This is a genomic window from Modestobacter sp. VKM Ac-2983, from assembly GCF_026967885.1.
Lineage (GTDB): Bacteria > Actinomycetota > Actinomycetes > Mycobacteriales > Geodermatophilaceae > Modestobacter.
Genome location: NZ_JAPVBK010000006.1, coordinates 133,061 through 152,211, shown reverse-complemented (window position 1 = coordinate 152,211; position 19,151 = coordinate 133,061). Strand labels below are relative to the sequence as shown.

15 protein-coding genes are annotated in these 19,151 nt (G+C 70.1%); 6 read left to right on the top strand and 9 right to left on the bottom strand.

Going from position 1 to position 19,151, the window contains the following annotated elements; all coding sequences use genetic code 11:
- The first annotated feature begins 83 nt into the window (after positions 1-83).
- On the top strand, positions 84-626 hold the full coding sequence (locus O2W18_RS21795; protein WP_442929155.1) for a cysteine protease StiP domain-containing protein: 543 nt from the start codon (positions 84-86) through the stop codon (positions 624-626).
- A 545-nt stretch (positions 627-1,171) separates the two neighbouring features.
- Here the strand turns inward: O2W18_RS21795 and O2W18_RS20990 are convergent.
- The 3 genes from O2W18_RS20990 to O2W18_RS20980 form a co-directional block, all read right to left on the bottom strand.
- Positions 1,172-2,005 carry a nuclease-related domain-containing protein gene (locus O2W18_RS20990; protein ID WP_269189359.1) on the bottom strand — a complete coding sequence of 278 codons (834 nt, stop codon included), beginning with the start codon at positions 2,003-2,005 and terminating at the stop codon, positions 1,172-1,174.
- Between the two features lie 710 nt (positions 2,006-2,715).
- Positions 2,716-4,422, bottom strand: a complete 1,707-nt coding sequence (locus tag O2W18_RS20985) for a DUF4041 domain-containing protein (RefSeq protein WP_269189358.1) — start codon at positions 4,420-4,422, stop codon at positions 2,716-2,718.
- Between the two features lie 293 nt (positions 4,423-4,715).
- Positions 4,716-5,297, bottom strand: coding sequence for a hypothetical protein (locus O2W18_RS20980; RefSeq protein WP_269189357.1), 582 nt, complete (start codon positions 5,295-5,297; stop codon positions 4,716-4,718).
- Positions 5,298-6,483: 1,186 nt separating this feature from the next.
- Between O2W18_RS20980 and O2W18_RS20975 the strand changes: the two genes are divergently transcribed.
- On the top strand, positions 6,484-6,996 hold the full coding sequence (locus O2W18_RS20975; protein ID WP_269189356.1) for a DUF4760 domain-containing protein: 513 nt from the start codon (positions 6,484-6,486) through the stop codon (positions 6,994-6,996).
- 340 nt (positions 6,997-7,336) lie between these two features.
- Positions 7,337-9,133: an FAD-dependent oxidoreductase gene (locus O2W18_RS20970; RefSeq protein ID WP_269189355.1), complete on the top strand. Its 1,797-nt coding sequence runs from the start codon at positions 7,337-7,339 to the stop codon at positions 9,131-9,133.
- A gap of 60 nt (positions 9,134-9,193) precedes the next feature.
- Here the strand turns inward: O2W18_RS20970 and ctlX are convergent, their stop codons facing one another.
- Positions 9,194-10,186: a citrulline utilization hydrolase CtlX gene (gene ctlX, locus O2W18_RS20965; RefSeq protein ID WP_269189354.1), complete on the bottom strand. Its 993-nt coding sequence runs from the start codon at positions 10,184-10,186 to the stop codon at positions 9,194-9,196.
- A gap of 205 nt (positions 10,187-10,391) precedes the next feature.
- Between ctlX and O2W18_RS20960 the strand changes: the two genes are divergently transcribed.
- Positions 10,392-10,823 (top strand): Lrp/AsnC family transcriptional regulator, encoded by a 432-nt coding sequence (locus O2W18_RS20960; RefSeq protein WP_269189353.1) that lies wholly within the window; start codon positions 10,392-10,394, stop codon positions 10,821-10,823.
- Positions 10,824-10,889: 66 nt separating this feature from the next.
- Here the strand turns inward: O2W18_RS20960 and O2W18_RS20955 are convergent, their stop codons facing one another.
- The 3 genes from O2W18_RS20955 to O2W18_RS20945 form a co-directional block, all read right to left on the bottom strand.
- A complete protein-coding gene (locus O2W18_RS20955; RefSeq protein WP_269189352.1) occupies positions 10,890-13,571 on the bottom strand; it encodes a S8 family serine peptidase in 2,682 nt (893 codons plus the stop codon).
- A 154-nt stretch (positions 13,572-13,725) separates the two neighbouring features.
- Positions 13,726-15,336 (bottom strand): glycoside hydrolase family 13 protein, encoded by a 1,611-nt coding sequence (locus tag O2W18_RS20950; protein WP_269189351.1) that lies wholly within the window; start codon positions 15,334-15,336, stop codon positions 13,726-13,728.
- Positions 15,337-15,480: 144 nt separating this feature from the next.
- Positions 15,481-15,774 (bottom strand): hypothetical protein, encoded by a 294-nt coding sequence (locus tag O2W18_RS20945; protein ID WP_269189350.1) that lies wholly within the window; start codon positions 15,772-15,774, stop codon positions 15,481-15,483.
- Positions 15,775-15,881: 107 nt separating this feature from the next.
- On the opposite strand from O2W18_RS20945, the gene O2W18_RS20940 reads away from it, so the two are divergent.
- Complete coding sequence (locus O2W18_RS20940) at positions 15,882-16,136, top strand: hypothetical protein (RefSeq protein WP_036341512.1); 255 nt, start codon at positions 15,882-15,884, stop codon at positions 16,134-16,136.
- Here the strand turns inward: O2W18_RS20940 and O2W18_RS20935 are convergent.
- Complete coding sequence (locus O2W18_RS20935) at positions 16,133-17,356, bottom strand: acyl-CoA dehydrogenase family protein (protein ID WP_269189349.1); 1,224 nt, start codon at positions 17,354-17,356, stop codon at positions 16,133-16,135. The genes O2W18_RS20940 and O2W18_RS20935 overlap by 4 nt on opposite strands.
- A 41-nt stretch (positions 17,357-17,397) precedes the next feature.
- Positions 17,398-17,907, bottom strand: coding sequence for a mycothiol transferase (locus O2W18_RS20930; RefSeq protein WP_269189348.1), 510 nt, complete (start codon positions 17,905-17,907; stop codon positions 17,398-17,400).
- Positions 17,908-18,119: 212 nt separating this feature from the next.
- Here O2W18_RS20930 and O2W18_RS20925 point away from each other — a divergent pair, with 212 nt between their 5' ends.
- The gene (locus tag O2W18_RS20925; protein WP_269189347.1) at positions 18,120-19,151 is read left to right on the top strand and encodes a potassium channel family protein; all 1,032 of its coding nucleotides are present in this window, start codon (positions 18,120-18,122) and stop codon (positions 19,149-19,151) included.

The window sequence follows — 19,151 nt, the reverse complement described above, 5'->3', positions numbered from 1 at the left end:
CAGGGCAGTGGAGTCGGTACGTGCCCAAGCCACACGCGTTGTGCCGTCCCAACCGCAGAGCAGCTGCGAACGAGGGGCAGGGTATGCGGATGTTGCCGTCGTGGCCAACCCAGGTTTGTTCCTGGAGGCAGGGGCGCCGAGTTCACGGCGCCCGACCTGGAGGCGCTGGTGGAGGAGCGCGAGGAGGCAATCGGGTTCGCCGCGGCGAACTACGCGGAGTCGCTCACCTTAGGGGACTAGGCCGGGCCGAGTATCAACAGCTGTTCGCAAAGGCGCTAGCGTCCTCAGCGACCACCATGGCCCATGCCGGCCGCTTGATCACTGAGGTGGCGCTGGCGGAGCGAGGCCCCGAGCCGGTGCTGGTCTCCCTGGCTTCCGCGGCGACGCCGGTCGGCGCCCTGATGAGCCTATGCGCCCCGGTTTGCGTACGGCGTCGACCTCCCGCCCTTCGCCGTCCCGATCGTGCGCGGCCCGGGGCATTGACCAGGTGGCGCTGGCACACCTGGCGTCGCGGCACGACCCCGCCGACGTCGTATTCGTCGACGTCCGGCCGGACGTCGACTGGGGCGACGCCGTGCAGGCGGCGGTCGCCACGGCCACCCCGTTGCACGCCGCGTCTGGGCTGAGTGCGTCGGGTGTTGCGGTGCTCGGCCAGGCGGCCTTGGCTGGGATCAACCGGGATTGGCTAAACCGCTTCGTCCGCCGCGGGTCCGTAACGATGCACGACAGCGGACATGCGGCGTTGGGCTTTGAGGGTCTCTCGCGGCGGCCCCTTGAACTTGACCGGCTGCCCGGGCAGTGCTTGCCGTTGCTGTTCGGTGAGTTGCCCAGCCAGGCAGCAGGTCCATGGTTGCGGAGACGCTCCCGCCTGGTCGCAGGCGGTCCCACTTCCCGTGTCTTCTTGTGGGGGCACGCATCTACGGCGAAGGTCGCGCCAGAAGCACTCTTTAGGTACTCAATATGACCGTCAACTGCAATCACGCGTTCGCAGGAGCAAAGATCAACAGGCCGCTGAGCTGCGCTAATATACTGCGTCCAATGCGAGCAAACGGATATACATCAACTCGCAGGCATGCAGCCGTTGAGTCGATGCCTGGCAAGCACCCGGATGTCGGCGGGCGCTGGCGCCGCTATCGAGGGCTCGTAACGAGAAATCGGTGGGGCGCGGCGGTCACGCTGATGTCGGAAAAACGTCGACCTTGGTCTCGGTGTGCCGGCGCTGCGGGCTGCTCGGTCGTTGATCTCGAACAGCGGGTGGAAAGGCCCAGGCGAGGAGATCGGCGATCCGGCCCTGCGCGCCGATGTTGGGCAGGCCAGGCAGCGTGACCATCTGCGCGACCGTCTCCGGAGTGGTCAGGAGGACGCCTGACACCCACTGCATCCCGACGGGCCGAGCGGCACCTGTCAGACACAGCACCGGTCGTACCGGAACAGTGACTTGCAGGCGACTCAAAGCCGCCGCTACCTCCTCGGCCTGACGTCGGACGCCGTCGAGCAACTTGCCCCGGTCACGGCCGCCGACCTGCAGCCGATCACCGGTTGCGGACAGGGATCCGGCGAGGTTCTTGGCGTCGACGACGTACACGGCGTCGGCGGCGACGACCAGGTGGTCGATGTTCGCGGCGGAGCCCACGCGCAGGCGTCGATCGTGAAGGACAGCCAGGCCGGTGCCGTCCAGCGCAGCCCCGACAGTGTGTTCACCGCGGACGCCCTTCACCCAGTTGTCTTCGGCTCCAGCAACGTGAACCTCTTTGCGTCCCGCGGCGCGTCGCGGAGTCGGGGCAGCGTCCACCGACATCGAAGCGCGCGCCGACCACGGCACCGACGCGGGCTGTCGGCGAGCTCCCAGGCGGGCACGGATGACTGCTACCGGCAGCCCGATCACCGACACCCAGAACACGGCGACTGCGGGGAAACCGATCAACGCCGCAAGCACCTGGCCCACCGCACCGGCCGCGGTCAGTGATCCAGTGAGGAGAACCGTGGCGAAGCTGAAGGCCAGCAAGCGCCACCACCGCCGAACGTGGGGCGCTGTCGTCTTGGTGGACCGTCGCGACATCGGGGCCGTCCGTTCCGGCTCCGCAGGCCTCAACGCGATGTGGGGCGCCGGCTTCGGTCCGGCTGACTGGATGATCGGTTCGCTCCGCATTTGGCGCATCGCTTCCAATTCCGCCGATGCACCAGGGCGGCCCGTGACGAAAGGACGCGCACATGCGAGGCAGAGCCACACGAAGTCCTTCTCCCCAGCGGTGACCTGCCATGCGCGCTCACCCGCCGTGACCGGGGCCGAGCACTCGTGGCAGTCCGCGCCGACCGGCATCACCCTCGGCGCCCACCCGTTGTACATAGGCGAAGTGTTCGGGATGTCTGGGCGATCGCTGAGGTCTGCGCCGGTGCCCTAGCCCGACGGGGTCAGCCAGGGAGCGACCGCCCACTGGCGATGCGTCGGCGCAGCCGAGCTGACGTCCGAAGGAGCCAAAGGCGCGTCAGTCCGCACGCAGTCCGCGGAAAGTCCGCAAGACGTCCAGTTCCGACCACGTGTGCCCATCCACAGTCAACGGCATAAGGCCTGCTCAGGACTCAGATTCGGCGCCAGTCGCTCTCGGTCAAACACCCCGTCGACGTTCCGCTTCGACGTCTCATAAGGCTCGTGCCATGCATCTTGGCACCCAGCACGCGAGCGTTCGGAAGACGGCGTAAACCTGTGCCGACGTCTTAGGCAGAAGGCTGGGGTTCCCTGCCTGAGGCATCCCGGACTGAGGGAGCGGGCGAGGTGCACCCGCCCCAGTCCGTAGCAACCGCGGGCCCTTGGCGCTGCCCCAGGCTCTGCCGGTACTCCAGGGCCTCCGGATAGTCCTGAAATTCGAGAATGTTGCCAGCCAATTCGCCGAGTAGCGCCTTCACCTCGGAAGGGGTCGCGTGGAAGAACTCCCGCCTCGGATTGACCATGTTGACCCGTCGTTCGGCCAGCCGCCGATGCACGGCGGCCTCGATCCCCACTGCATCTTCGGAGAAGAACAGGGTGTGTACGTCGAACCGGAAGGGGACCGACGCGTCACCGAGTTCACGAACGCGGTCTAAAGGATCAAGGCGTCGGGTCATCCCGACCTTGACCATAGAGTCGCCGAACGCGCCGACGTTGGAGATGACGTAGACGTAGCCGGCCCGGATGTTGGCGGCGCGATAGTCGACGTCCTCGATGGCACGGTCGATTTCGTTGAGCTTGCGTTGTAGTGCCTCGGCCCCCGCGACGTCGCCGTTGGCCAGGAGCGCAGCGTGTGCGTTCTGGTAGTGCTGGCGTTCCTTCTCAAGGCGCTGTTTTTCCCGATCGATCTCGAGTTGGGCCTGTCGCTCATCACGCAGCCGTTGCTTCTCCTCCCGCTCTCTTTCCTTTTCCTCGGCCACCCTCGCGAGGTAGTCGGCTGTTAGCTCGAGCTCACGGATGCGAAGGCGGTGGTAGGGCTCTGAAATGCGGATGTGCATCGTGGTACCGAGACGTGCGATGGTGTCCACCACTTTGGTCAGACGGTCGATGGATGCCTCGACCTTGTAGGGCTTGAGCGACCTTACGAGGTTGTCAGCTTCCGCGTTGTAAGCCCGCAGCATGAGCTTCGAGATGTTGTTGACCATGGTTCGGCCTTGAGCGGCGGAGTTGTTGACCGTCCAGGTGGTGGTGGCGGTGACCGCGCCACCGTCCTTCTTGCCCATGGTCTTGATTCGGTCCTGAAGGCTTTTGAGCTCGGCCTGGTAGGCCACGGCGTCGCTCAGTGGATGCCTGTACTCGTAGATGCCGACCTCTTGGAGGATGGCTTCCTCGTTGGTGGCCACGACCTGACCCGCAAGGTCATTGAGGCGGGATTCCGCCTCAGACGTGCGCCGGCTAAGTTCGGCGAGCTGTTGCTCCGAGCGCTGTCGAGCATCGGCGGCCTGTTGTTGAAGCAGAGCCGCCTGGTTGGCGCGCTCGGCTTCCATGCTGGCCCGCAGGGCGGCTGCCTCGTCGCGGAGGGCGTTGGCCTGACGCTCGAGGTCCGCGACCGTGAAGGCGCCGAGGCGGCTGAGTTGTTCGTTCAGGACGGTCACCTGTTGCCTGAGATCGGTCGCCTCAACTGCGAGCTCCTGGGCGCGCTTGTAGGCCCCTAATCGGCTGATCTTCTCGGGCTCCGGCGACGACGAGGCCACATGCGAGGGTGCTGCCTCTCCCCCTGCATTCGCCGTTGCGCCGCCTGCCGCCTTCCGGGCCGCTGGCTGCGGGTCAGAGGCGCGGTGTCGAGCTGTCTGCGGTGTCGCAGCGGCGGCGGGGTCCACCCAGAAGATCCAACCGTCCGGTGGCGGCCCCCAGGCCGGGTCCGGTTTCCAGTCGGGCGCTGGCACGAAGCCCGCTGGTGGGGTCGGCCAGTTGGGTGGCGTGCGGAACTCAAGCACGATGCGTTCCCCCGTAGATGGTGAGATGTCACGCCCCCGCGGGTGACATCGTCAGCGCATCTTGCCGTGGCAGGGGGAGGTGCCAACAGTCGGGCGGTGCCGACTACCCAGCCGCCAGTCGCCTCGCTAGGCGGTCAAGTAGGCGCGTAGGCAGGTTGATCAATGCTGGCCCGGTGCACACTCTCGGTGGACGCGGTGCCTGGGAGGGAAGCCGGCGCGGCGTCCGATATGCGGCCGAACCGGGATCGACGTCCCCGTACGACGTGTCAGGCGCAGCGGGTGCGGCCGCGGCTCTACGGAGTGGTAAGCGCCCCGGGTGAGCTCCCCGGCGGCAGCGGATTCGTGGGCTCGAGGATTCGAGCCTCGAACGGACCGCTCGCGCACTGCCATACTTGGGCGATCGAGAAGTCGGGCTGCAGGCCCCCGAAGGTCTTGTGCCAGCTCTGACCTTTGGGAAGGGCATCGTCGCGCAGGTACACGACAATGAGCCTGTGTTGACTCACGCCATAGAGGTCTCCTGCACGAAGACCGCGCAGAGCGGCGTGAAACTCCGATAGGTTTTGCGGTCCGGGGCCACCCTTGAAGTCGCGCCTCTTGCCGTCCAAGTCGAGCGTCCGGCGGATGACGTAGTACTTGAACTCGATCAGCATGGGGACGTCGGCGAGTTGCACGAGCAGGTCGAACCGGTGCCACTCAGTCTGGAAGCGGAGGGTCTTCTCTAGACCTTGCCCTTCTGCCGCGTCGTACGCCGCTGCCATGAAGAAGGCACGGAACGTGAATTCGTCGGTGTTGGTGGGCCCGACCTTCTCGGCGTGCGCAGAGATCCGCCGCATCGCCTCAAGCGTCACCTCGGGGACCCACTCCTTCTGGCTCACCCTCATACGTAACCACGGGGAGGTCACCGGAGCTCGTGGCGATGAACCCGGCAAGCACCTCAAGCCGCTTCGGTCGCCGGGCAGCCTGACACGTCGGGCGGGCCGCCGCGGGTGGGACTGAGTAGAGGCCGGCCGTCGTGCCGTCGCCTTGGGCTGACCGCCGGGCAGCTGAGCGTGGCCACCACGCGACTCGCCGCCTTCCACGCGGGGCTGCCTTGCTCCGGTGAGTCCGCCGAACCGACGACGAGCGACGGGGCCGCACTACCCGCGAGGAGGAGTTCCGCGTGCCCGCCCCTCGACGGGCTTGGTGGCCGCGGAGCCGTCGCCGGCGCTAAACGGTCTCGGTGCGGACTGTGACGTCCGTCTGACTGGCATTCGCGTGGGCAGGGGGGCCGTGCTGGGGAGGTGGACGCTGGATCATGCAATTAATCGTGTCGCACAGGCATCGCTTACTCATCGAAAACGCACTGGTACGTACTCATGCAGTCAACGTTGGTCAACGGCATATGCGCTGCTCAAAGCGATAGTTCGCAAACTTTCGACGTTGGCCAACTAAACGAAGATCAAATCGCAGGGTTGTAGGTTCGAGTTCGATGGCACCTTCCTCTTCTGTCGGTTCGGGCGCCCGGCATCCTCGAGGAGGTCAGTACAACGTGCGGGAGCTTCCCGTCGGCCGTCCACCGATACCGCTGGGAACCAGCATCAAGGTCCGCTTCTCGACCATGCCCAACGGCCGGGTCGAAGCCTGAGCCAGTCGCATGACTTCGGCGGCGACGTGCGGCTGGTCCCCGAGACCGCCACCTCCCGGTCGGAGGCCGAGCGTGCTCTCAGAACCGAACTGACCGTCCGCCCCGCATCGGGCGTCACCGGCACCCTGCCCCCTGACACCCACGTGTCGGCGCTGGTCGCCACGGGATTGGCCATCAACCGCGGCTGGTTGACCGGTACCGAGGGCAGTCAACGCTCGACTCAGCCAGCGCAGGTCGCCTGGCCGTCGGGTGGTTGTACCTCTGCCAGGTGACGCGGGGAACCGTTAGCCGGGCGGCGGCCGCGAACGCCAAGACTTGATCGCGCGGGGCGCGGAGTGGGCGGGAGGCGGGTGCGGGCGCCGGGACGTCTGGCGCAAGCAGGGAGAGATTGCCTTGCGCTAATCTGCCTGAACCGTTCGACCGTCTGGTGAGGAATTATGGACCTAGTCGATGCAGCCCCGATTGTCATCTCGCTGATAGCCCTAGCAGTGTCCGTGCTTTCTAGTAGGAGGGCGCTGAGGGCAACTCGGGCATCGCACTCACTCACAGTGGTCACGGACGTGCTGGACCGCCTTCATGAGCCCCAGTATGCGGATGCGGTGAAGAAGGTCAGGGAGGGTGGCTTCCTTGAGGGGATAGACCCGGACGGGGGGTACGATGCTATGCCTGGCGACAAGAGAGCGCTTGCTCTCTGGCTGACCGAGTACTTCGACGACCTGGGTAAACTCGTCGCTTACGGTGTGATTGACGAGGACTTGGTACTCGGCTCCTATGGAAACTCGATCGACCGCTCGTGGACTACTCTAAGAGGGTTCATCTATGCGCAGCGTCGATTCAATGGAACCCAGTTCAATAGCTACTTTGAACATCTGGCCCAACTCGCTCGGAAGCGGCCACCTGCGATCATTCATAAAAAGCTGGGCCTCCTCAAAGATCCAAGCATGTCGTAGTGCGTGATAGTTCGCGTATCGGTGCTTCGCCATTGCTCCCTAGTTCGCCGGCGCGCAATACTGGCGACGCCATTCGATGCTCCCGTCAGTCTGGATCGCTCGCGTGTCCGGGCGAAGATGGCTCGACGCCCCGGCCTTTAGTCCTGGCCGAATAAGGCTTGTCGGATTGCCACTGTGGCTCAGCAACCGGTGCCCCTGTAACAGGCAGGCAGTCGCTCGATCATGAGGACTGTCGAGCACAACCGTTTGGCTGTGATGCATGGCACAGTGCCTGGCGGACCCCTGCGACGGCCCGGCTGCGCCCGGACCGCCGTCGTCTAGCACCCGAGAGAGGAACTCGATGACCCAGTCCCCGCCGGATGACTCGACCCCTGCTCAGCCCGCCGTGACCACCGACGTCCTGGTGGTGGGCTCCGGCCCGGCCGGGGCGTCGGCAGCGCTGCTCCTCGCCAGCTACGGGACGTCGACGCTGCTGGTCACCAAGTACGGCCGGCTCTCCGACACCCCCCGGGCGCACATCACCAACCAGCGCACGATGGAGGTGATGCGGGACATGGGCCTGGAGGAGCGGCTCATGCAGGAGGCAACGCCCTGGGAGTTCATGGGGAACACGACCTTCTGCACCAGCCTCGCGGGGGAGGAGCTCGGCCGGATCCCCTCCTGGGGCACCGACACCGTGCGGCACGCCGACTACGAGCTGCAGAGCCCGACCTCGATGCTGGACGCGCCGCAGACGATCACCGAGCCGATCCTGGTCCAGGCGGCGCAGGAGCGCGGGGCGCGGGTCCGGTTCGACACCAGCTACGTCTCCCACGTCCAGGACGACGACGGTGTCACCACGACCCTGCAGGACCGGCTGACCGGCGCCCAGTTCACGGTCCGCTCCAAGTACCTGATCGGTGCCGACGGCGCGCGCAGCCAGGTGGCCGCGGACCTCGACCTGCCGTTCGAGGGCCCGGGCGCGGTCGGTGGCGCGCTGAGCATCGTCTTCGAGGCCGACCTCTCCCGGTTCGTGGCGCACCGCCCCTCGGTCCTCTACTGGATGCTGCAGCCGGGGGCGGAGCGCGAGGGCGTCGGGCTGGGCGTGCTCCGGATGATCAAGCCCTGGAACGAGTGGATGCTCATGTGGGGCTACGAGGTCGCCGGCGGCCCGCCCGACCTCAGCGACGAGGTGGTCCGGGAGCTCGCCGTCGCGCTGGTCGGCAGCGACGACTTCGAGATGCGGGTCAAGTCGCGCTCCCCGTGGACGGTGAACCACCACTTCGCCACCACGATCGCCCGCGGGCGGGTCTTCTGCGCCGGCGATGCGATCCACCGGCATCCGCCGACCAACGGGCTGGGCTCGAACACCTCGATCCAGGACTCGTACAACCTGGCGTGGAAGCTGGCCCACGTGGTGGCCGGGACGGCGGACCCCTCGCTGCTGGACAGCTACGACGCCGAGCGGGCACCGATCGCCCGGCAGGTCGTCGAGCGGGCCAACCAGAGCATCGCGGACACGGGCCGGATCCTCAGCGCGCTCGACCTGGAGCACACCGAGGCAGCGGCACTGGAGCGCCAGCTCGCGCTGTGGAAGGCGCCGGGCCCGGAGGGGGAGAAGATCCGGACGGCGCTCCGGGAGGCGATCGCCTACAAGGCGCACGAGTTCGACGCCCACGGGGTCGAGCACAACCAGCGCTACGCCAGTTCCGCGGTCGTCGGCGACGGGACGCCGATGCCGGAGTACCGCCGGGACCCGGTGCTCTACGCCCAGCCGACCACCTGGCCCGGCGCCAAGCTCCCGCACACCTGGGTGACGCGGGGCGGGCACCGCATCTCCACGCTCGACCTGGTCGGCCGGGGACGGTTCAGCGTGGTGACCGGCATCGGCGGGGAGGCGTGGCTGGCGGCGGCCCGGAGCCTCGGCGAGGAGCTCGGCCTGTCGATCACCACCGTGTCGATCGGGCCGGGTCGGCCCGTCGAGGACCCGTACGGCACCTGGGCCGACCTGCGGGAGATCGAGGACGGCGGCGTGCTGCTCGTCCGGCCGGACGGGTACGTCGCCGCCCGCTACCCGTCCACGCCGCCGTCGGAGCAGCAGGCCGGCGAGTGGCTGGCCGGTGCCCTGCACGCCGTCCTCGGCCGACAGAAGGGCTGAACCCCGGCAGCGGTCCCGGTCGTCCGTAGGGCCAGTGAGCCTGCGGACGACCGGGGCACCTCAGGGGGCGACGGGGACCCGGACCGGGTCGGGGAGTGCGCCGAACAGCGGCAGGCGGGTGAGGTCTGCCGCTCGGGGCGCGAGGTGCACCCCGGCGATCATGCACCGCACCGATCCGCCCGCCAGCTCGACCGTCGGCACGGCCACCGGCAGCAGCTGGGTGGTCGCCTCGATCCGCCGGCGCTGGGCGGGGGTGAGGCTGGCGGCGGCCCGCGCGGAGAGCGCCAGCACCGGTCCGTCACGGCCGGTCAGCTCGATGGCGTTGCCGGCGAACTCCCGGACCTGGTGCTCGGAGAGCTCGACGACGTCCCGCCCTGTCGCACCGAGCCGGTCGACCACCCGGGCCCGGTCGGCGGGCGTGCTGATCATCCCGAGCCCGACGAGCGCCACTGCGCTGCCGACCGACATCAGCACGTTGGTGTGGTACACCGCCCGGCCCTCGGCGTCGGCTGTGTCGAACAGCAGCGCCTCGTAGCCGAACGTCCCGCAGAACCGCGCCAGCGCCTGGGGGTGTGCCCGGTGGGAACGGGAGACGTAGGCGACCCGCTCCTGGTGGTCGAGCACCATGGCGCCGGTCGACTCGAGGAACAGCCCGTCCCGCTCCATGTCGGAGAAGTCCACGACCTGCGTCACCCGGTAGCGATCCTGGAGCAGCTGGACGACGTCGGCGCGTCGTTCGCTGCGCCGGTTGGCGGCGAACATCGGGTAGAGGGCCACCCGCCCGTCGGGGTGGGTCGACAGCCAGTTGTTCGGGAAGACGCTGTCCGGGCGGTCGTGCGCGTGGTCGTCGAAGAGGTGCACGACCACCCCCGCCGCCTCAAGCACCTCGGCCAGCCGGGTCACCTCGTCCCGCGCCCGGGCGGCGACACCGGCGGCGTCCGGCCCGGCGGGCAGTGACTGGAAGGCGTTGTCGACCCGGGTCAGCTCGTTGGGCCGGAAGTGGTCCGGGCGGATGAGCACGACGGCACCCGGTGCCTGTGCGGGCGCTGCCATCAGGCTCCGACCGGGACGACGGCGGCGATCGGTGCGGCGGAGAGCCGGCGGATCGTGGTGCGGACGTCGACGAGCGCAGTCATCCGAGCCTTCCTGTCAGCGGTACCTCAAGGCTAGGAACGGACGATGTGCACCCGCAACGGACGAACAGCGCAATCCTGCACGTTCGGATGAGCACAATTGACGCTGCGATTAGCCTTTCTGCATGGCTGCGCTCACCGACCTCGATCGCCGGCTGCTCGCCGTCCTGCGCGAGGACGGTCGGGCGCCCGTAGCCGAGATCGCCCGCCGGCTCGGGGTCACCCGGGCCACGGTGACCAGCCGGATGGACCGGTTGGTGGCGGAGGGCGTCATCGTCGGCTTCACCGTGCGGGTGCGGGAGGACGCGGTCGCCGGTGAGGTGCGGGCCGTGACGCTGATCGAGGTGGAGGGCCGCTCGACGGACGCGGTGATCCGCCGGCTGCGGGGCTTCACCGAGATCGACGCGCTGCACTCCACCAACGGGGGCTGGGACCTCGTCGCGGAGCTCCGCACCCCTGACCTCATGGAGTTCGACCGGCTGCTCGGCCGCATCCGCTCCATCGACGGTGTCCTGAACAGCGAGACCAGCCTGCTGCTGTCCTCCGTGTTGCGCTGACCTCGGCTGGCAGACAGCGGGCCCGACACCGCACGTGCGGTGTCGGGCCCGCTGGGCACCGGTGACCTACAGCCGCAGTCCCGTACAGGCGACCGAGCAGTCGAGGTACCAGATCGAGCGCGGAATGCTGCGGAACAGCGGGGAGGAGACGAGCCGCTGCCCACCGGGGGTGGTGACGACCTGCTCCGGGCTGTCGTCCGGCTCCGCCCCCTCCACCGGCGGGAGGGCCGGGTCCGGCGGGTCCACGCCGTCCTCCGGCGCGGGGGCAGGGACCGGCTCGCCGGACGTGTCGACGTAGGTGAGCCCGCCGGAGAGCACCGACTCGGTCCCGTCCAGCGCGAACACGTGCACGTCGTACGTCCCGGGCACCAGCGCGGGGGTGGTGAACACCAGCTCCGTGCCGGTGTTGCGGGCGACGGCGGCGGCGCCGGTGTCACCGACCCGGACCCGAGCCCCGTCCGGGATGGCGGTGCCGGTGATGGTGACCCGCGTGCCGCCGTCCGCGCTCACCCGGGTGGGCGAGATCGACGTCAGCCCGAACGGCCCCGTCCCCGGGTACTCCTGCTCACCGCCGAGGTCCGGCGCAGGCGTGCCGTCCTCCGGGGCAGGTGCAGGAGTGGTGCTCGGCTCCGGTGACGTGGGCAGCGGGGCGGTGCCCGGCGTGGGCGCGTCCTCCGACTGCTCAGGCGCCTCCGGGTCCGTTCCCGGCGCCTCCGTGCCCGGTGCCTCCGGTCCCGGCGTCTCGGTGCCCGGCGTATCGGCGTCCGGTGCGTCGGGAGCGGACCCGTCGCCGCCTGGGCTCTGGTCCACCGGGGCGTCGGTGACGGGCTGGGTCGTGTCCGGAGCGGGGGCAGGTGACTGGCTGTCCGGTGTCTGGGAGTCCGGCGACTCGGGGGCAGCGGGGTCGGACCCGCTCCCGTCCGGCTGCTCCTCCGAGGGCGCCGGGGTGCCGGGAGCCGGGGAGGTCGGGGCGGGAGCCGGGGTGGGGTTCGGAGCCGGGGTGGGCGACTCCGGTGCCTCCGCGGCCACGTGACCCACCAGCAGCGGCGCTGCACGGGGGGTGGTCAGCGCGGCGCCGTCCACCTGCAGCTGGCTCACCAGCGCGTACCGGCCGTCGGTCAGCTCCAGGCTGGGCGACAGCATCACCGTGCCCAGCGATGCGCGCTGGCCCAGCGGCACGACGACCTGGCCGCTGTCGTCGGTCGTGTAGGTGACGCCGTCGGCCGTGATCGACTGCCCGGACACGGCCATCAGCTCACCCTGGTGCTCCATCCCGAGGAGGAGGCGGAGGGAGTACTCACCGGCCGGGGCGGACCCGCTGACCCCCACCGTGGGGGTGAGGACGCCGGCGGCGCCGGACATGCCGGCGAAGCTGTAGGACACGTCGGCCACCGAGTCGCCCAGGGCGGTGAGCGACAGCCGGCCGCCGGTGACGGACTTGCCCACGAAGGCGGGGACCGGGTCCACGTCGGCGAGGAGCCGCGCCTTGAGCTGGGCCGCGGTGTCGGTGTCGTGGACGCCCCGGTAGAGCGCCAGTGCGCCGGCCACGTTCGGAGCGGCGATGGAGGTGCCGCTCACCAGCCGGTACGAGCCGTCGTGCCAGGTCGTGTAGACGTAGTGCCCGGGGGCGAAGAGCTGCACCGACCTCGCCCCGTAGGCGGACGAGGTGCTGACGCCGTCCACGGCGTTGCTGTTCCCCACCGTGATCAGGTTCTCGGCGCTGAGGCTGGCGGGGTGGAACAACGAGGTGTCGCGGTCCAGCGCGTCGTTGCCCGCTGCGGCGACCACCACGGTGCCCTTGCTGTTGGCGTAAGCGATGGCCTCGGTGAGGATGTCGGCGCCGCCCGGGCCGCCCCAGCTGGCGTTGACGATGTCGGCGCCGTTGTCGGCGGCGTACTTGATGGCCTGTGCCCCCAGGAGGAGGTCCACCGAACCGCCGGAGCCGATGACGAGCGGCATGACGGTGACGTTCGGCGCCACCCCAGCGCTGCCCTCGCCGTTGCCCGCCCTTGCGGCGACGACACCGGTCACCGAGGTGCCGTGCGAGTTGTCGTTCCCGGCGTTGGTCACGTCGGCGCTGTTGGTGTAGAAGTTCCAGCCGTTGACGTCGCCGGGCTTGCCGTTGCCGTCCACGTCGGCCGAGCCGGGCTGCTCGTCCGGGTTGCGCCAGAGCGCTCCCTGGAGGTCGGGGTGCGACGTCATCAGCCCGGTGTCGAGGACCGCGACCACGACGCCGGTGCCGGTGCCGGCCAGCCACCCCGCCGGGGCGTCGATGTCCGCCCCGGCGGTGCCCGGTTGGCCGTAGGAGTTCGAGCCGGTGTTGGCGAGGTTCCAGCCGTAGCGGGACCACTCCGGGTCGGAGACCGCGCCGGCCACCGCGCCCGGCGCGGACAGCTCCACCGTCGAGCCCGGCACTGCGGCGGCCAGGGCTGCGGCCGGCAGGTCGTGGGTCGCGACCAGCGCTGAGCCGTCGAACAGCGGCTGGGCGTGCGCCACCCCGGGCAGCGCCGCCAGCGCAGCGAGATCGCCGTTGGTGATCGGGCCGTCGGCGCTCACCACGTACCGGGTGAGACCGTCCCCGGCCGGGCCGAAGTCCGCGACCTCATCAGCCACCGCGAGAGCGGGGGAGAAGAAGGTGTCGACGACGGCGGCGCCACCGAAGCCCAGCGCGGCCGCCATCGTGCCGGCCAGCACCCGCGTGCCTCGGCTCCGGACACGGCCCGAGCCGCTGTGGTGAGGGGTGGACATCCCGATCTGCCTCTCCTGTCATCAGCTCTCTACGGAGAGCTCTGCACAGGAGTTGTCGACAGGAGTGGGGGGCGCCCGCATCGCTCTATCGGGGGACCGGCCAGCAGTCGACCGGCAACCGGCCCGGTGCGGTCCCTGGTGACCGAGCCGGCGGTCAGTCCTCGGTGAGCCAGGCCGCGGTGTTCGGCGGCAGGGCGATGCTGCCGGCCGAGGCGTGCACCCGAGTGGTGGAGGCGAGCAGCACCTGACCGCGGGAGCGGACCAGCACCGTGGTCGAGCCCATGTTCACCACGCAGCGCACCGCCTCCTCGTCCCTGACACAGCGGACGGTGAGGACGTCGCCGCGGGTGCTCGCCGTCGCCTCGCCGGAGCCCAGCGCCGGGTGGGCCGCACGAAGGGCGAGCGCCCGCCGGTAGAGGGTCAGCATCGAGCCGCCGTCCCGGGTCTGGCCGGAGACGGCGTAGTCGCTCCACTCGGCCGGGATCGGCAGCCACGGCTGGGCGGCGCCGTCGGGGGAGAAGCCGACGCCGGCGGAGTCGTTCCACGGCATGGGCACCCGGCAGCCGTCCCGGCCGGCGCGCTCGCCGCCGCTGCGGAAGAAGATCGGGTCGGTCTTCGCCTCGTCCGGCACCACGGCCTGGGGCAGCCCCAGCTCGTCGCCGGCGTACAGGTACGCCGACCCGGGGAGCGCCAGCATCAGCAGCGCGGCGGCCCGGGCCCGGGCGGTGCCCAGGGCACCGCCGCCGAACCGGGTGACCTGCCGGTCCTTGTCGTGGTTGCCCAGCACCCAGGAGACCGGGGCGCCCACCTGGCCGAAGGCGTCGAGCGCGGTCTGCACGCCGTCGGCGAAGGCGGCGGTGTCCCACGGTGACTTGAGCAGCCGGAAGGAGAAGGACTGGTGCATCTCGTCGGGCCGGGAGTACAGCGCGACCTCCTCGAGGTCGGCCAGGCAGACCTCGCCGACCAGCATGGTGTCGGGGTACTCGTCGCAGACCGACCGCCACTGGCGCCACACGTCGTGCACCTCGGGCTGGTTCCAGGTCATCGCCTGCTCGGGCCCGTGGCCGAACAGGGTGGGGGAGTAGGCGCCCGGGTTGTCCCGCAGGTCGGCGTCCTTGAACAGGCCGTAGGCGACGTCGACCCGGAACCCGCTGACCCCACGGTCGAGCCAGAACCGGAGCGTCTTCTCGAAGTCGGCCGCGACCGCCGGGTCCCGCCAGTTCAGGTCCGGCTGCTCGGGGGCGAACAGGTGCAGGTACCAGCGGCCGTCCGGGGTGCGCGACCAGGCCGGGCCGCCGAAGAGCGAGCGCCAGTTGTTCGGCGGCTCCTCCGACGGCGGGGCGAAGTGGTATCGGGCGGCCTCGGGGCAGTCGGGGTCGGCGAGTGCGGCCTGGAACCAGGGGTGCTGGTCGGAGGTGTGGTTCGGGACGACGTCGAGGACGACGCGCAACCCGAGCTGCCGGGCGTCGGCGACCAGGGCCTCCAGGTCGGCGACGTCGCCGTAGTCGGGGTCGACCGCCCGGTAGTCGCAGATGTCGTAGCCGCCGTCGGCCCCACCGGACGGGTAGTGCGGGTTGATCCAGAGGGCGTCGACGCCGAGCCAGGACAGGTAGGGCAACCGGGAGCGCAGACCGGCCAGGTCGCCGATCCCGTCGCCGTTTCCGTCGGCGAAGGACCGCAGGTAGACCTGGTAGACCACGGCCGACCGCCACCAGGGCGACGGGGACCGCTGGGCCGCGACCTGCTGCTCGGTCGAGGTCCGCATCGTTGCGAGCCGACGTGACATGTCCTCAACATCGGCAGCTCAGCCGGCGAACTGTGTGGCGCGCGTCACGAACGACCCCCACGGTCTCTGGCGGATCTCGCCAAGTCGGCGCGCCGGGGCCGGTCGGCAGTCGGTCGGGACGGCTCAGTCCGACGGGGGGAGCAGGCGAGGCGCGAAGACCTCGTCGATCGGCCGCGGGCCGATGTACTGGCGGCAGCTGCAGGCGACCCAGGTGTGCCCGGCCCACTTGCCGCGCTTGGTGTAGGCGTCCCGGGCGATCTCGGAGTGGCAGGTGCCCTGCTCCGGGTCGTGCTGGCTCAGCGGGTGACCGCAGGCGCAGACGGCCTGGGGCACGGGAGGGCCAGTCGGACGGCGACGTCCCAGCCGGCCGGCCACGAAGCCGACGGCGATCAGCAGTGCACCCACACCCAGGCTCACCGGGTCCACCGGGACACCCCCTCCAGTCGCCGTCGACGGTAGCGCGGGAGCCGGTGCGGCGGGACATCCCATGATTGGCCCGGTGTGGCGTGGGGCACAGGACGGGAGTGGACAGCTACGCCGTCGGATTCGCCCGGCCGGACCGTCGATCCTGGGCCCAGCCGGTCGACCAGCCCAAGTCCTGGCACGCCGTCGAGGCGCACCGGCCCGCCGACGAGCTCGACGGGGAGGTGGAGCTCGCCGTGTGTGGGGCGATCGTGCAGATCTGGGGCGCGCAGCGGTGGGGGCGGATGAGCAGTGGCCGGGACACCTGCGCCGAGTGCCGGCGCCGCACAGCGCCGGCACTGCGACAGGTCGGCTAGATCGACTGCGGCGGCTCGGCCGGCTTCTGCTCGGCGCGAGGCGTCCGCCGGCCGGTGATCGCCGAGATGCCGGTGATGTCCCGGCCCACGATGAGCGCCTGCACGTGGTCGGTGCCCTCGAAGGTGTAGATCGCCTCGATGTCGGCGTGGTGGCGGGCGATGTGGTGCTCGAGCAGGATGCCGTCGCCGCCGAACAGGTCGCGGGCGTCGGCCACGATCTGCCGGGCCTTCTTGCAGTTGTTCATCTTCGCCATCGAGGCCATGGCCGCGGTCATCCGACCCTCGTCGGCGAGCTTGCTCAACCGCCAGCTCAGCAGCTGCATGCTGGTGATCTCAGCCAGCATCCGGGCCAGCTTCTCCTGCACCAGCTGGTAGCCGGCGATCGGCTGGCCGAACTGCTCGCGCTGCATCGTGTGCTTCAGCGCCAGCTCGTAGGCGGCCTCGGCGATGCCCAGCGCCCGCCAGGCCACCGTGTATCGGGTGCGGTCCAGGACCACCGAGACGTCCTTGAACGAGCGGCAGTTGGCCAGCTTGTTCTCCGCCGGCACCCGCACGTCCTCCAGGGTGATCTCGGCCTGCCAGACCGCCCGCAGCGCGGTCTTGCCGGTCATCCGGGTGGCGGTCCAGCCGATCGACCCCTTGGGGACGACGTACCCGCCGACCGCCCCGTCGGAGTCCCGGGCCCAGATGAGCACCAGGTCGGCGATCGTGCCGTTGCCGATCCACTTCTTGGCGCCGTTGAGCACCCACTCGTCGCCGTCCCGGCGGGCGCTGGTCTCCAGTGCCACGGCGTCCGAGCCGTGCTGCGGCTCGGTCAGCCCGAACGCGCCGATCAGCTCCATCCGGGCCATCGCGGGCAGCCAGCGCTCACGCTGCTCCTCATCGCCGAGGAGCGCGATCGACTGCATGGCCAGGAAGCTGTGCACCCCGTAGAAGGTGCCCAGGCTGCCGTCGGCGCGGGCCCACTCGGCGGCGACCAGCCCGGCGGACACCGCGCTCATCCCGGCCGATCCGTAGCCGGCGACCGTGCCGCCGGCCACGCCAAGCTCGGCCATCTTGGGGATGAGCTGATGCGGGAACTCCGCCCGCTCCCAGTAGTCGTTGATGATCGGCGTGACCTCGCGCGTGCAGAAGTCGCGCACCCGGTCCCGCAGCTCGATCTCCTCCGGCTCCAGGAGGTCGGCGAGGGCGTAGAAGTCAGGGGAAGCGTCGTTGCTCACCGTTGCGAAGCTACTCGCGGGTGGCACTCGGTGCCGTGTGCTCAGCGCCGCTCCAGGGAGCCGCGCAGGAGGGCTGCCTGCCCAGCGTGCTGCAGGTCGTCGGTGACCACGCTGACCAGCCGGACGCCGAGGGTGACCGGCGGGTCCCAGCGCTCGTCGACCACCCGGTCGAGGTCCGCGGCGGTGAGCGTGCCCACGAACTCGGCGGTCCGGCGGTGCACGTCGGCGTGGTAGCCGATCAGCAGCTGCGGATCGCTGACCTGGGTGCGTGCGACGTCGGTGCTGCTGAAGCCGTAGCCGATGGCGCCCGGGTCGAACGGCAGCCCGAACCGGTCGTGCCACCCGGCGTCGGTGTATGCCTGGGCGGTGCCGGCGACCTCGGCGACGTGGTCGTCCTGCACCCGGGTCAGGTGCCAGACCAGCCAGGCGATGGTGTTCGCCTCCGGATCGATCCGTGCGGTCAGCAGCTCGGGGGCGATGCCCTCGACCGCCCCGCGGACGGCTTCCTCGACGTTGTCGAACGCGGTCAGCAGCAGGTCCCGGCTCTCCATGATCGCCGGGCTACCCGAGCTCCCGTCGGATCACTCGCCGGGCGGCTCGCTGGCCTCCTCCAGGTCCTCGACCTGCTCGGGGGTGGCCTGCTCCAGGGCGATGTCCCGGGGCTCGGGGAGGTCGTCGTCGGTCGGTGTCGTCATGACGACACCCTGACCCCACTCCGACGCGCACGCTAGGTTGCTCGGGACCTCGACCTGGCAGGAGACCCGTGTTCGGCTTGTTCTCGCGCTTCTCGCGGGTGGTCCAGGCGCGGCTGCGCGGCTGGCGGCTGCCGCTGGCCGTGATGGTCTTCGTCTTCGTGACCAGCTGGCCGGCGATGGCCCTGGTGGAGGGCGCCGACAGCGACATCGTCGCGCCGGCCAACTACTGGTGGTACTTCGTGGTCACCGCCGCCACCGTGGGCTACGGCGACTTCTTCCCGGCCTCGGCCGCCGGCCACGTGGTCGGCGCCTACGTGATCATCGGTGGCATCGTCACGCTGACGTTGCTGTTCACGCGGCTTGCCGACTATCTGCAGTCGGTCCGCAGCAGACGCCTGAAGGGTGTGGACGAGCTGGACCTGACCGATCACGTCGTCGTGCTGGGGTACTTCCCGGGCCGCACCGAGCGGATGCTCGCCGAGCTGGCCGCCGAGGGGCGCACCCGGGTCGCGCTGTGTGCCTGGGAGGACGTGCCGGAGGACCCCGTGCCGGAGCGGACCGAGGTCTCCTTCGTCCGCGGCGACCTCAGCCACGTCGACGTCATGACCCGGGCCAACGTGGCCGCGGCCCGCGTGGTGGTGATCGACGGGCGGGACGACAACGAGACGCTGGCCATCGCGGTGGCGCTGCACCACGCCGCCCCGGAGGTGCACAAGGTCGCCGCGCTGCGCGACCTGGACCGCCGGGACAACCTCCGCTACGTCGACCCCCGGATCGCCTGCGTGCAGTGGCACATGCCCTTCCTGATCACCGAGGAGGCGCTGGACCCCGGGCTCACCGAGGTCTACGGCGACCTGATGAGCAGCCACGGCCACGGCAACACCTACTCCGTGCGGCTGCCCGCCGGGCACCGGCTGGGCACGTTCGGCGACTGCCAGGTGCGCTTCGGCCAGGCCTTCGGGGCGACGGTGCTGGCGTTGCGCGGGCCCGACGGCCTGACGGTCAGCCCGGCCTGGGAGACCCCGGTGGCCGACGGGACGACGCTCTACTACGTCGGCCGCCGCCGGATCGACGCCGGAGAGCTGCTCGCCGCTCGCTGA